Below are 13,383 nucleotides of genomic sequence, written 5' to 3'. Positions count from 1 at the left end.
GAACGACTGCCATGACGAAGTTTGCTTTCCCCGCCCTGATCGCCGCCACCGGCGCCCTGGCCCTCTCGGCCGGAGGCGCCTCGGCCCAGGACGCGGCTCAGAAGCCCTTCACCCTCAGCTACAATGTCGGCGCCGCCTCGGACTACGTGTTCCGCGGCGTCTCGCAGACCCAGGAAGATCCGCAGGTGTTCGGCGGTGTCGATCTGGCCGCCGGCAAATTCTACGCCGGGACCTGGGCTTCTAACGTCGACTTCGGGGACAAGACCGATGCAGAGGTCGACCTCTACGCCGGCTACAAGCCGACCCTGGGCGCGGCCTCGCTGGATTTCGGCGTGATCTACTACGGTTATGTCGGCGCGCCAAAGGGCGCCGACTACGGCAATGTCGAGTTCAAGGCCGCCGGCTCGATCCCGGCCGGCAAGGGCGCCCTGGGCGCGGCCGTGTTCTACAGCCCCGACAGCTTCGGCGCCGCCGACGAGGCCGTCTATTACGAGCTCAACGGCAGCTATCCGGTCATCGATAAGCTGTCGGTCTCGGCCGCCGTCGGCCGCCAGACCTACAAGGGCTCGGGCGACTACACGACCTGGAACGTCGGCGCGGCCTACGCCCTGAACAGCACGCTGACGCTCGACCTGCGCTACCACGACACCGACGAACACAGCTTCGGCAAGATCTACGGCAGCCGCGCCGTGATCTCGCTGAAGGCCGCCTTCTAAGGAGACGCCACCATGCTCTCGCATCTTCGTCCGGCCATCGTCTCCAGCGTCCTGTTCATGGGACTGCTGGGCCTGGCCTACCCCCTGGCCGTGACCGGGGTGGCCCAGGCGGCGTTCCCGGCCCAGGCCAACGGCAGCCTAGTCAAGGACGCCAAGGGGACGGTGATCGGTTCCTCTCTGATCGCCCAGGGTTTCGCCAAGCCCGAATATCTGCACCCGCGTCCCTCCGCGGCCGGCAACGGCTATGACGCCTCGGCGTCCAGCGGCTCCAACATGGGCCCGCTGAACGACAAGCTGATCGAGCGCGAGAAGACCGACGCCGCGGCGCTGCGGGTCGAAAACCCCGGCGTGGCGATCCCGGCCGATGCGGTCACCACCTCGGCCTCGGGCCTGGATCCGGACGTCTCGCCGGCCAACGCCCGGTTCCAGGCCCCGCGTGTCGCCAAGGCCCGCGGCGTGCCCGTCGGCGAGGTCCTGGCCGTGATTGACGCCCACACCAAGGCGCCGCTACTGGGCTTTATCGGCCAGCCGGCGGTGAACGTCCTGGCCGTCAACCGGGCGCTCGACGCGCGTTTCCCGAAGGACGGTTAGTTGCCGACCGAGGATCGCTCCCACACCGAACCTGGGCGTCCCGATCCCGAGGCGCTCCTGGCCGCCGCCAACAAGGCGGGCCGGGGGCGCCTCAAGGTGTTTCTGGGCATGGCCCCGGGCGTGGGCAAGACCTACGAGATGCTGCGCGCGGCTCGCCGCCGCAAGGCCGAGGGCGTCGACGTCCTGATCGGCGTCGTCGAGACCCACGGACGACGCGAAACCGAGAGCCTGTTGCGCGGCATGGACGTCCTGCCGCGCAAGCCGATCGAGCATCGCGGGCGCGCCTATCTGGAGTTCGACATCGACGCGGCCCTGGCTCGCAAGCCCAAGGTGCTGCTGGTCGACGAATACGCCCATTCCAACGCGCCGGGCTCGCGCCACCCCAAGCGCTGGCAGGATGTCGAGGAACTGCTGGCCGCGGGGATCGATGTCTGGACCACCCTGAACGTCCAGCACCTGGAGAGCCTAGTCGACGTCGTTCTGCGCATCACCGGCGTGCAGCAGCGCGAGACGGTGCCCGACAGCGCCCTGTCGCGGGCCGACGACATCGAACTGGTGGACATCACGCCCGACGAACTGCGCGAGCGGATGGCGGCGGGCAAGGTCTATGTGCCCGAGACCGCGCGCCTGGCGGCCGACAACTTCTTCAAGGTCGAGAACCTCACCGCCCTGCGCGAACTGGCCCTGCGCCGCGCCGCCCAGACCGTCGACGACCAGCTGGTCGCCGCCATGCGCGAGAAGGGCGTCGAGGGGCCCTGGGCGGCGGGCGAGCGGATCCTGGTGCTGGTCAGCGGCGACCCGATGTCCAACACGCTCGTGCGGGCCGGCCGCCGGCTCTCTGACATGATGATGGACGCGCCTTGGACCGTGGCCCACGTCGAGCGCACCGACCGCGCCCCGCCGCCGGCCCGCTGGAGCGCGCGCCTGCGCGAGGCGCTCAAGCTCGCCGAGCAGCTTGGCGGGCTCACGGTGGCGTTGAACGGCCATGACATCGTCGCCACGGTGATGGCCTACGCGCGGCGCAACAACGTCACCCAGATCGTCATCGGCAAGACCGTCGAGCGCAACTGGCGCGAACGACTGGGGCGCTCCCTCGCCGCCGCCCTGCTGCGCGAGGCCAGGGGCGCGGCGATCCACGTCGTCACCGAGGCCGTCCGCGATACGACGGATGTCCCTGCGGTCAAGAGGGAGCCTTTCGCCTGGGACAACTGGAAGGCCTATCTGACCGGCGCGGGTTTTGTGGCCATCGCCACGCTCGCGGCCTGGGGATTGGACACGGCTTTCGACCGCGTGGACCTGGGGATGATCTTCCTGGCCGCCGTCCTGGCGGCGGGCGTGCTGCATGGCCTCAGGCCGGCCCTGGCGGCGGCGACGGTGGCGTTCCTCGTCTACAACTATTTCTTCCTCGCGCCGCGCTACAGCTTCCAGATCGGGGCGCCGACGGATTTCCTGACGCTCTTCGTGTTCTGGGCCGTGGCCTTGGCGACCGGCGGCTTGGCGGGGCGGGTGCGGGATCAGGCGCGAGGCTCGCAACGCCGCGCCGCCGCCGTCTCCACCCTCCTAGCCGCCGCCCGCACCCTGTCGGGCGCTTCCGCGCGGGAGCCCGTGGCGCGCGCGCTCGCCGAACAGGTCGCCGCCGCCGCCGGCGCGCGCGCCATCGTCCTGCTGTCGCGCGACGGCGAACTGGAACCCGCCGCCGGGGCGCCGAGCCTCGAGCCGCTGCAGGCCGCGCCCATGGCCGCGGCGCGTTGGGCGTGGGAGAAGGGCGAGGCCGCCGGCGCCGGCACCAGCACCTTGCCGCACACGGCCTGGACCTTCTGGCCCATGCAGGGCGCGCGCGGCCGGATCGGTGTCGCCGGTGTCGAGGCGGGGGCGATGGCTTCGGGATCCGACGAGGAGCGTCTGGTCCTGGGCCTCCTCGACCAGGGCGCCACCGCATTGGAGCGCGCCGAGCTTGCCGCCGAGGCCGTCGAGACAGAAAGTCTTCGGCGCGCCGATCGTTTCCGCTCGGCCTTACTGAGCTCGATAAGCCACGATCTTCGCACCCCGCTCTCGACCGTGCTGGGCGCGTCCTCGACCCTGCTGAGCTACGGCAAGGCGATGGATCCCGATACGCGCGACGACCTCCTGGTCAGCATCGGCGAGGAGGCCGAACGTCTCAATCGTTATGTCGGCAACCTTCTCGACATGACGCGGCTCGAGGGCGGCGCCCTGCGCCTGCGGACCGACTGGATCGACGTGCGCGACGTCCTGGCGGCCGCCGCCGAACGGGTCTCGCGACGTCTTGGCGGTCGCGCCTTGACCCGGGACTTTCCGACCGACCTGACGCTGGTCCAGGCGGACGCCAGCCTGCTCGAGCAGGTGGTGGTCAATATCCTCGAGAACGCCATCGCCTACAGCCCGCCAGGGGCGGCGATCGAGATGGCCGCCTACGAGGACCGGGGCAATGTCGTGATCAGCATCGAGGACGAGGGCAGGGGCATCCCGCCGGCCGAGCTCGAACGCGTCTTCGACAAGTTTCAGCGCCTGGAAGAACCCACCGATCGCACCCAGGGGGTGGGCCTGGGGCTCTCCATCGCCAAGGGGTTCATCGACGCGATGGGCGGCCGCATCGCCGCCGCCAGTCCCATTCACGACGGGAAGGGCACGCGGATGCTGATCAGCCTGCCCAAGGCCATGCCTACCCATCACAATCTGCTGTGAGACCATGCGTCCGCGTATTCTGATCGTCGACGACGAGCCGCAAATCCATCGCTTCCTGGCGCCGGCGCTGACCGCCGCCGGCTACGATCCTCTTCGCGCTGACGACGGCGCCTCGGGCCTGAAGGGGATCGCGGTCTGGTCGCCGGACGCGGTCGTGCTCGACCTTGGCCTGCCTGACATGGACGGCAAGGCGGTCCTGGAACAGGCGAGAGCGTTCTACGACGGACCCATCATCATCCTCTCGGCCCGCGACCGCGAGATCGAGAAGATCGACTCGCTCGACCGCGGCGCCAATGACTATGTGGAAAAGCCCTTCGGCGTGGGTGAGCTGCTGGCGCGCCTGCGCGTGGCGCTGCGCCAACGTCAGCGTTTCCCCGGCGGTGAGACCGTGATCCGGGCGGGCGGGGTCGAGATCGACCTGGAGCGCCGGCTTGTCAGGCGGGATGGCGAGATCGTCAAGGTGTCGCCGCGCGAATACGACCTGCTGTCGAGACTGGCCCAGGGCCACGGCAAGGTGCTGACCCACAAGGAGCTGCTGGTCTCGGTCTGGGGACCCGCGCATGTGCACGACACGCAATATCTGCGGGTGTTTATCGGCCAGCTGCGTCAGAAGCTCGAAACGGACCCGGCCCATCCCAAGCTGATCTTGACCGAAGCGGGCGTGGGCTACCGCTTCTACAGCCCGTGACCGACCGGCGGGCCAGCCGCCTGGGACCCCGCGAGCAGGCCCGGCCGACATAAGGGCTCCATTGGCGCGAGGCGGGGCCGAAATCCATATCGATCCTTTATGCGCAACGGCCGTAGGCTCTTGTTTTGTTGGCCTTCAGGACGCTTCCGATGCTCAGCAAGTCGATGGATCTTCAAACGCCGCTGTCCCCATCGCCGCCAGCGCCGGCGCTCCCCGCCCGGCCAGGTTCGCTCCTGGGCTATGTCGTGGCGCTGCTCGCCGTGGGGCTGGCTTCGATCTTCGCCTTCCTCGCCGAACACATCATCGCCGCGCCGAACCTGGCGCTGGTCTTCGTCATTCCCGTGCTGGTGATCGCGATCGCCTATGATCTGGGCGCGGCATTGCTCTCGGTCATCGCCTCGGTCGCGGCGTTCGACCTGTTCTTCGTCACTCCGCGCTATTCCTTGGCGGTCGCCTCGCCGACGGATCTCTGGGCGATAGCCCTTCTGGGTCTCGTCGCCGTCTTGACCAGCGGCCTTGCCGCGCGCTCGCGCCGTCGCGGACTCGACGCCGAACGCGAGGCGCGCCGCGCAGAGGCGTTGAGGAGCCTGGCGCACAAGGTGGTGGAGGGCGCGCCTAGCTCGGCGATCACGATCGCGGCCGCCGAAACCCTGAGCCGCATTTTCGAGGCGCCGGCGATCGTCGCGATCGCGCGCGACGGCGATCTCGGCGCCCGGGCCAGCACGGACGCGGCCAAGCTCTCCAAGGCCGATGAGGAGGCGGCGCGCTGGGCTCTGCAAAATGGTCTGCCGACCCGCGCGCAGTCCTTCCCGTTCGACGCGGCGCGGTTCGACTTCTGGCCCGTCAAGACGTCGGGAGGGCAGGCCGCGGTGCTGGGCGTCGAAGACCGCCCCCGCGAACAGGCGCGCGCGGCGGCCGAGCGCTACGTCGAACTGGTCGGCGCCTATTTGCTGGCGGGCGTGGTCCAGTCCAAGGCTTAGCCGAAGGGGCCAGGTGCGCGCCGGGGCGGCTGGCCACATCAACGGGTGGACGCTTTAGGGCCCGTGTGGTTCGCCTTCAAGCAAGTTTCCCGGTCAGCGAGCGGTCTTTAATCGCGCGGATGGCTCAACATCCATGCGAGCGCGACATTTTCAGTGAAATGTCACGCGCCAGACCTCGATGACGGCCAGGACCGGCGGATGATCGTTCCGAGGCGTCGACCTGGGGATAACCGCCGCAGGCGGTGGGCGCGACGGCCTCGAATGAGGACCGCATGTCGACCTATCGGCTACTGATGGCGGGTTGTTCCGCCCTAGTCCTGCTGGCGCAGACGCAGGCTGCTTTCGCTGACGAAACCACCACGCCGTCCGACACCGTCGACGAGGTGATCGTCAAGGCGCGTGACAAGGCCGGGTTGCTCGAGAAGCAGCCCAACAACACCGTCTTCGGCATCGACAAGCCGTTGCTGGAAACGCCACGCTCGGCCAGCTTCGTCAGCGACGTGACGCTGCAGCGCTATGGCATCGAGACGATCGACGGCCTGACCGCCGTCTCGCCCGGCACCTACACGGCCAGCTTCTACGGCGTGCCTGGCGCGCTGAACATTCGCGGCACCCTGGCCGAGAACTATTTCCGCGGCTTCAAGCGCATCGAGAACCGCGGGACCTACTCGACCCCGATCGGCGCGGCCGACCAGATCCAGATCGTGCGCGGCCCGCCGACGCCGATCTACGGCTCGGGTAAGGTGGGCGGGATGCTCAACTTCATTCCGAAGTCGGGCCGCAACGAGGGCGGCTATCTGACCGAGCCGACCGGCGAGGTCACCCTGACCTATGGCTCGTACAACAAGAAGAACGCGACCGCCCAGCTGGGCTTGCCGGCCAATTTCGGCGCGGTCACCGGCGGAGTCTACTTCTATGGCGAGGTCGAGGACTCCCACAGCTATTACAAGGGGATCTATCCGCGCCGGCAGACCGGCGAGGTCTCGGCCGACTTCGACCTGGGCAACGGCTGGACGACGGCCTTTGGCGGCATGCTCTACCACTCCGACGGCGACGTTCAGACGCCCGGCTGGAACCGCCTGACCCAGAACCTGATCGACAACCAGACCTACATCACCGGCCGCGACACGACGCTGAGGGACACGGACGGCAACGGCCGTCTGACGCCGAACGAGATCGGGTTCTACCCGTACTCCAGCGCCATGTACCTGGCCTATTACGGCTTCCCGTCGACCAACGATCTGCACACCCTGGACACCGGCGTCGGCACGACCAAGCTGGATCCGCGCACGGTCTATATCAGCGGGGCGGACTTTTCGAAGACCAACACCAACACCTTCTATTTCGACCTGGCCAAGGAGCTGACGCCAGACAGCGCTCTGAAGCTGCAGCTGTTCTACGACGACCAGGAGAACAAGCGCTTCGTCAGCTACGGCTATCCGGCGTGGTTCGACAGCAAGGTGTGGGAAGCGCGCGCGACCTACAACTTCGCCTACGATACCGGGATCGTCACCTCCAAGTCGTTCGTCGGCGCCTCCTATCGCAGCTTCGAGGGCCGCCGCCGGGAGAGCTACAACAGCGGCCTGATCGCTCTCGACCGTCGCGACATCAGCTTCGGCGCGACGCCCACCGACATCATCGACAGCCCGTTCTCGACCGAGACCGGCGCCGGGGTGCAGGGCCTGCTTTGGGAGAACGACAACAAGAGCGAGTGGCAGCAGGCGGGCGTCTTCGCGATGACCGACATCATGGTCGGCGAGAAGCTGAACCTGATGCTGGGCGGCCGTTACGACGACTACGACGTCAAGTCGAACGACACGGGCTATCTCAGCTACCAGATCGCCGGCCAGCAGAAGGCTAGCAAGGGCAAGTTCACCTACAGCGCTAGCGCGACCTACAAGGCTCCGGGCGGCGTCATGCCCTATATCACCTACGCCAAGGCCTCGGCCCTGGAGATGAGCCAGGCGGGCGATATCGCGCCGGGCCTGGTGGCCGATCCCAGCGACGCCTGGCTGTCCAACAGCGACCTGGCTGAAGCCGGTTTCAAGTTCCAGTGGCTGAAAGGCACGCTGGTCGGCTCGCTGGCGGGGTATCGCCAGAACCGCACCCAGCTGACCGGCATCACCGGCACCCCGACCGGCACGCGCGCCAAGGGCGTGGAGCTGGAAGTGCGCTGGCTGGCCAGCGAGAACTTCAGCTTCACCTTCTCGGGAAACACCCAGCACACGACCGTCAAGGGGCCCGACAACTCGTTCCAGTACATCCCGGCCTACACCGCCGGCGTGCCGGGCGCCCAGGCCTATGGCGGCACCTATGTGGTCTGGGCGTTCAGCAGCCTGCCGGGCCGCTCGGGCGACTATGACTACACCCTGATCCCGAAGTCGGTGGTCAGCCTCTATGGCGCCTACACCAGCGACGACCACGACTGGGGCAAGGTGGGCGGCACGCTGGGCGTCACCCACGTGACCAAGACCGCGGGCACCGTCCAGAACGCCGTGACCTATCCCGCCTACTGGCTGGCCAGCGGCAGCGTCTATTACGAATACGGTCCGTACACGGCCACGCTCAATGTCGATAACCTGTTCGACAAGCTCTACTTCACGCCCGACGCGGACAGCTACGCCAACCTTGGCGCGCTGCCCAGCAAGGGCCGCGAGTGGCGCGTGACCCTGTCCCGGAAATTCTAGTTCCCCGCGCGGCGCGTCTCGCGAGGGACGCGCCGCGAGCTTGCACGGAGGCTCGATGGCGATGTCGACGATCCAATGGCGCTCCTGGACCCTCCTGGGCGCTCTTTCCCTTCTGCTGTTCCTGATCACCGCCTCGACGTTCTCGTCGTTGGGCGTGGTGTTGCCCGCCATGATCAAGGAGCAGCACTGGAGCTTCGCCTCGGCCTTCCTGGGCTTCACCTTGCTCGGCGCCTTCTGCGGCGGCTCGTCCTGGCTGCCGGCCCTGCTGATCCGCAAGATCGGCGTGCGGGCCACGATCATCGCCGGCTCGGCCGTGATGATCGCCGGCTTCCTCTGCCTGACGATGGCCCACGGCCTGCCGGTTTATCTAACCGGTACGGCGCTGCTGGGCGTCGGCTACCAGATGATGGCGCTGATTCCCGGCACGCACCTGCTGTCGATGCTGTTCAAGAAACGCGCCCTGCCGTTCGGGATCTACTTCACGATCGGTTCGCTGGGGGGCGTGGTCGGACCCTGGATGGCCCTGGCCGGCATGGAGATCGCCGGCGGCGCCTGGCGGCCTTACTGGGCCTGGCAGGCCATCGCCTCGGCGGTCGTCGGAGTCCTGGCCGCGGCCCTGGTGGGCGGCAAGGCCTGGCTGGAGAGCGCGGCGGTCGAGACCGACAAGGCCGTGGCCGAGGAGGCCGCCGCCCAGCCCGCCAACGCCCGCGTCTATCGCACCACCGTCGACTGGACGGTGAAGGAAGCCATCCGCACCCCGCAGTTCTACGTGATCCTGGCGGCCTATTTCGCCCACCTGCTGGGCGGGGTCACCGCCGTCAGCCTGGCCCCCAGCCACTTCGGCGAACTCGGCGTGGCCTCCACCGTCGCCGTGGCGGCGCTGAGCCTGGAATCCCTGATGCAGGTGGCCGCCCGCATGAGCGGCGGCCTGCTGGGAGATCGCGTCGATCCGCGCTGGCTGCTGGCGGGCGCGCAGGGGATGATGGCCGTCGGCCTGCTGGCCTTGGCCGGGGCCACGACTTGGCCGATGATGGTGGTCTTCGCCCTTGGCGTCGGCGTCGGTTTCGGCATGACCGTGCTGGCCGTCAGCATCCTTCTGCTGAACTATTATGGTCGTAGGAACAATCTGGAGCTCTTCTCGATGGTCTGCCTGGTCGGCGCGGTGTCGGCCCTTGGCCCCGTTATCGGAGGCTTCATGCGAGACCGACTGGGCGGCTTCGCGCCGACCTTCCAAGTGTTCGCCGCCGTGATCGGCGTGATCTTCGTGGCCGCGCTGTTCATGCGTCCGCCGCGCAAGGCCGTCGATGAGACTACGGTCGCGCCGGTTCCGGCCCCCGCGCCGGTCCTGCTGCGCGACGCCGCCTAGAGTTTAGGGATCAGGAGACAAGTCATGTTCCACCGTCCTTCCCAGCACAAGGATTTCGGGGTCTTCCTGCCCGTCGCCAACGGCGGCTGGATCATCTCCAAGACCGCGCCGACGCTCGACGGCCTCTATGCGCAGAACCGCGCGGCGGCCGTGAAGGCCGACGAGGTCGGCATGGATTTCGTCATGTCGATGGGCAAGTTCCGCGGCTTCGGCGGCGAGACCGACCACTGGGGCACGGCCCTGGAGTCCGTCACCATGATGGCCGGCATCGCCGAGGCCACCAAGAACGTGAAGATCTGGGCGACCATCCATCCGCTGCTCCAGAACCCGGCGGTGGCGGCCAAGATGATCGCCACCCTCGACCACATCAGCGGCGGCCGCGCGGGCCTCAACATCGTCGCCGGCGCCTACAAGGGCGAGTTCGATCAGATGGGGGCGTGGGACGACTCCATGACCCACGACGACCGCTACGCCCTGACCGAGGAATGGACCGCCATCGTCAAGCGCCTGTGGTCGGAGGACAGCGTCGACTTCCAGGGCAAGTACTTCACGATGAAGGATTGCCAGTCCAAGCCCAAGCCGTTGTCCAAGCCGCGTCCGGACCTCGTCTGCGCGGGGATGAGCGATCGGGGCTTCCAGTTCTCGGTGCGCGAGGCCGACATCTGCTTCATCGGCGGTCGCACGCCGGACGAGCGCCGCGACGCCTCGCTGCGGGCCAAGAAGGCGGCCGAGGGCATGGGCAAGACCATCAAGACCTTCGCCATGTGCACGGTGATCCACGGCGACACCGACGCCGAGGCCGAGGCCAAGGTCGAATACTACAAGAGCGGCGCCGACATGGGCGCCATCCTGGCCATGCTGGAAAGCTGGGGCGTGCCGGCCGAGAAGCTCTCGACCGTGGCGGCGGCCCAGGGCGCGTTCATGACCCACACCGTGGTCGGTTCGCCCAAGACCTGCGGCGACCAGATCGAGGAGTTCCTGCGCTACTGCGAGCTGGACGGCCTGATGATGATCTTCCCCGACTATGTCGAGGGACTGACCATGTTCGGCGCCGAGATCCTGCCAGGCCTGCGGGCGGTGTTCTCGTGAATGCCCAGAGTTCGCCAGAGGTGACCTCCGTCGCTGCGGCCGGGGAGGGGTTGGCCGTCTGGATCGCGCCGTCGCGTACGGCGGTGCTGGTCATCGACATCCAGGTGGACTTCGCCTCGCCCGACGGCGCGCTGGGGCAGTATGTCGACATGGCCGCGGTCCAGCCCGCCGTGGCCGCCGCCGAGCGTCTGGTCGACGCGGCGCGGCAAGCGCGGGTTCCGGTCATCTTCGTTGGCCTTTTCACATCGCCGGAGACGGACTCGCCGAGCTGGAAGGAGCGCATGCGCCGTCGCGGCGGCGATCCGGACAACGAGAGCGCCTTGTGCCGCGAGGGCGAGGTCGGCTCGGACTTCTACGGCCCCAAGCCCTTGCCGGGCGAGACGGTGGTGAAGAAGACGCGCTACAGCGGCTTCGGCGGCGCCGAGCTCGACGCGCGGCTGAAGGCGCTCGGCGTCGACACCCTGGTCGTGGCGGGCCTGACCACCGAGTGCTGCGTCGACAGCACCGTCCGCGACGCCTTCAGCCTGGACTATCACGTCTTCGTCGCCGCCGACGCCTGCGCCGCCTACGAGGCCGACATCCACGCCGCCTCGCTGAAGGTGATGGAACTGAACAGCGCGATCCTGACCGACACGAACGCGATCGCGCGCGCCTGGAGCGTCTGACCCATGGCCGATGGATTTCCGAACCTGGGCGCCAGCGCCCCCTACCAGGTCACCGAGGTCGATCGCGCGGCGATCGCCGCCGCCATCGACGAGGCCGAGATCGTCGAGCTGGCCCTGACCCTGGGCAACATTCCCGCGCCGTCCGGCAAGGAACTGGAGGTCGCCAACTACGTCCACGACTGGATGGCGCGCGAGGGCTTCTCGCCGCGCAAGGTCGGGGCGACGCCTGAGCGACCCAACATCATCGGCACGCACGGCGGCAAGGGTGTCGGCAAGAACCTGCTGTTCACAGCCCACCTCGACACCGAGGCGCCGACCTGGAACCCCGACCTCGACGCCTACAAGTACAGCCCCGACACCCTGGCCAATCCCGAGTGGGAGAAGTGCTGGCTGGAGGACGGCAAGCTCTATGGCTACCCGATCGCCAACGACCGCGGGCCGATGAGCTGCTTTCTGATCGCGGCCAAGGCGCTGAAGAAGGCCGGCTATGAGCTGGCCGGCAAGATGTACCTGACCGCCTGCCCCGGCGAGATCGGCCCCGAGCCGATCGAGGAGCACCGGGGCGTGGCCTATATGGGCAAGGACATCGGGGCCCACTACCTGTTCCATCACGGCGGCGTCGCGCCCGACTACGCCATCGCCGCCGAGGGCTGCGACTTCGGCCTGACCTGGGTCGGCTGCGGCTATGCGGTGTTCCGGTTCCAGGTCTGGGGCGAGGGGGTCTTCACGCCGCTCCTGGAGCATCCGGCCACGGCGGCCCAGCACCCCAACCCGATCTACAAGATCGGCAAGCTGACCGAGGCGATCCATGCCTGGAGCGGCGAATACGAAAAGAAGAGCCGCTACGACAGCCCTGGCGGCGTGGCCCAGCCCAAGTCGCAGATCGCCTCGATCCGGGGCGGCATTCCCTATGCCTTCGGGGCGGGGACCGAGCTGGTGAACCTCTATCTGGAGGTGGGCCTGACGCCCAAGCAACGGGTGGCCGATGTCCAGCATTCGCTGGAGGCCATGGTCCGCGAGGCGGGCCTCGGCCGCATCGACATCGAGCCGGTCGTGGTGCGCCACGGCTTCGAGGCCGACGCCGCCGAGGTGGCCCCTCTGGTCGGCGCTGTGGACGTGGCCACCCAGCTGGGTCTCGGCCATCCCGTCGCCCTGGCCAATCCGGTCTATTCCAGCATGTGGCGAGACCACAACGTCTTCAACATGCACCGGATTCCGGCCATCACCACCGGCTTCCGCCGCTGGCGGCCGACACCGAAGGACCTGGTCGACAGCGCTCTCATCTACGCCCTGACGGCCCTGGCGATCTGCGGGCGCGCGGGCCCCGACGAGGCCGCCAGGCGACCGGCGTCGGCGGTCTATCCCGACAACCCGTTCGGGGACGCGTGATGAGCGCCGCGCCTCGACACCACGCGCCGGAGCCGGCCGATTTCCGCAGGGCCATGGGCAGTTTCGCGGCGGGGGTGACGGTGGTGACCACTTGCCATGACGGCCGCCTGGTCGGCACGACGGTTAGCGCCTTCAGCTCGGTGTCGATGGACCCGCCGCTGATCATGGTCTGCCTCAAGCGCGACAGCCGCACCCTGGCGGCGCTGAGCCAGGCGCGGACGTTCTGCGTCAACATCCTGGCCCGGGAGCAGGGCGACCTAGCCTACCGCTTCGCCAAGAGCGGGGCCGACGATCGCTTCGCCCTCACGGCCGTCGAGGCCGGGATGTGCGGCGCGCCGCTGCTGGCCGGCTGCGTGACGGCCATCGAGTGCGAACTGCGCGACGCCCACGACGGCGGCGATCACGAGATCCTGGTCGGGCGCGTGCTGCGCGTGGTCACCGACGAAACCAAGACGCCGCTCGTCTACGTGCGCGGCGGCTTTCTGAACGCATAGTTGGAGTTGCGCCGC

At 68.2% G+C, this 13,383-nt stretch carries 11 protein-coding genes; all 11 read left to right on the top strand.

Features of this window, described 5'->3' with window-relative positions; genetic code table 11:
* The first annotated feature begins 11 nt into the window (after positions 1-11).
* The 11 genes from EIK80_RS10355 to EIK80_RS10305 all read left to right on the top strand — a co-directional run bounded on the left by EIK80_RS10355 (position 12) and on the right by EIK80_RS10305 (position 13,368).
* Complete coding sequence (locus EIK80_RS10355; protein WP_125156906.1) at positions 12-716, top strand: TorF family putative porin; 705 nt, start codon at positions 12-14, stop codon at positions 714-716.
* Positions 717-728: 12 nt separating this feature from the next.
* The gene (gene kdpC, locus EIK80_RS10350) at positions 729-1,307 is read left to right on the top strand and encodes a potassium-transporting ATPase subunit KdpC (protein WP_125156905.1); all 579 of its coding nucleotides are present in this window, start codon (positions 729-731) and stop codon (positions 1,305-1,307) included.
* Positions 1,308-4,010 (top strand): sensor histidine kinase KdpD, encoded by a 2,703-nt coding sequence (locus EIK80_RS10345; protein ID WP_125156904.1) that lies wholly within the window; start codon positions 1,308-1,310, stop codon positions 4,008-4,010.
* A gap of 4 nt (positions 4,011-4,014) precedes the next feature.
* Positions 4,015-4,698, top strand: coding sequence for a response regulator (locus tag EIK80_RS10340; protein WP_125156903.1), 684 nt, complete (start codon positions 4,015-4,017; stop codon positions 4,696-4,698).
* Between the two features lie 149 nt (positions 4,699-4,847).
* Positions 4,848-5,678: a DUF4118 domain-containing protein gene (locus tag EIK80_RS10335; RefSeq protein ID WP_125156902.1), complete on the top strand. Its 831-nt coding sequence runs from the start codon at positions 4,848-4,850 to the stop codon at positions 5,676-5,678.
* Positions 5,679-5,950: 272 nt separating this feature from the next.
* Positions 5,951-8,365: a TonB-dependent siderophore receptor gene (locus EIK80_RS10330; protein WP_125156901.1), complete on the top strand. Its 2,415-nt coding sequence runs from the start codon at positions 5,951-5,953 to the stop codon at positions 8,363-8,365.
* A gap of 61 nt (positions 8,366-8,426) precedes the next feature.
* Positions 8,427-9,731, top strand: coding sequence for a CynX/NimT family MFS transporter (locus EIK80_RS10325; protein WP_125156900.1), 1,305 nt, complete (start codon positions 8,427-8,429; stop codon positions 9,729-9,731).
* 24 nt (positions 9,732-9,755) lie between these two features.
* Positions 9,756-10,820, top strand: coding sequence for an LLM class flavin-dependent oxidoreductase (locus tag EIK80_RS10320; protein ID WP_125156899.1), 1,065 nt, complete (start codon positions 9,756-9,758; stop codon positions 10,818-10,820).
* A gap of 20 nt (positions 10,821-10,840) precedes the next feature.
* Positions 10,841-11,485, top strand: coding sequence for a cysteine hydrolase (locus tag EIK80_RS10315; protein WP_125156898.1), 645 nt, complete (start codon positions 10,841-10,843; stop codon positions 11,483-11,485).
* Between the two features lie 3 nt (positions 11,486-11,488).
* Entirely contained in the window at positions 11,489-12,874 is a 1,386-nt protein-coding gene (locus EIK80_RS10310; protein ID WP_125156897.1) for a peptidase M20, read from the top strand.
* Positions 12,874-13,368, top strand: a complete 495-nt coding sequence (locus tag EIK80_RS10305) for a flavin reductase family protein (protein WP_125156896.1) — start codon at positions 12,874-12,876, stop codon at positions 13,366-13,368. Before EIK80_RS10310 ends, EIK80_RS10305 begins: the two co-directional genes overlap by 1 nt.
* Positions 13,369-13,383: the final 15 nt, after the last annotated feature.

It is taken from the genome of Caulobacter sp. 602-1 (assembly GCF_003931565.1).
In the GTDB taxonomy this organism is placed as follows: domain Bacteria; phylum Pseudomonadota; class Alphaproteobacteria; order Caulobacterales; family Caulobacteraceae; genus Caulobacter.
Note: the sequence above shows the minus strand (reverse complement) of the source record. Positions and strands in the feature narration are given on the sequence as shown.

Coding starts and splice junctions, on each gene's coding strand:
- EIK80_RS10330 (WP_125156901.1), top strand. CDS start 5,951: ATGTCGACCTATCGGCTACTGATGGCGGGTTGTTCCGCCCTAGTCCTG.
- EIK80_RS10310 (WP_125156897.1), top strand. CDS start 11,489: ATGGCCGATGGATTTCCGAACCTGGGCGCCAGCGCCCCCTACCAGGTC.
- EIK80_RS10305 (WP_125156896.1), top strand. CDS start 12,874: ATGAGCGCCGCGCCTCGACACCACGCGCCGGAGCCGGCCGATTTCCGC.
- EIK80_RS10340 (WP_125156903.1), top strand. CDS start 4,015: ATGCGTCCGCGTATTCTGATCGTCGACGACGAGCCGCAAATCCATCGC.
- kdpC (WP_125156905.1), top strand. CDS start 729: ATGCTCTCGCATCTTCGTCCGGCCATCGTCTCCAGCGTCCTGTTCATG.
- EIK80_RS10355 (WP_125156906.1), top strand. CDS start 12: ATGACGAAGTTTGCTTTCCCCGCCCTGATCGCCGCCACCGGCGCCCTG.
- EIK80_RS10325 (WP_125156900.1), top strand. CDS start 8,427: ATGTCGACGATCCAATGGCGCTCCTGGACCCTCCTGGGCGCTCTTTCC.
- EIK80_RS10320 (WP_125156899.1), top strand. CDS start 9,756: ATGTTCCACCGTCCTTCCCAGCACAAGGATTTCGGGGTCTTCCTGCCC.
- EIK80_RS10335 (WP_125156902.1), top strand. CDS start 4,848: ATGCTCAGCAAGTCGATGGATCTTCAAACGCCGCTGTCCCCATCGCCG.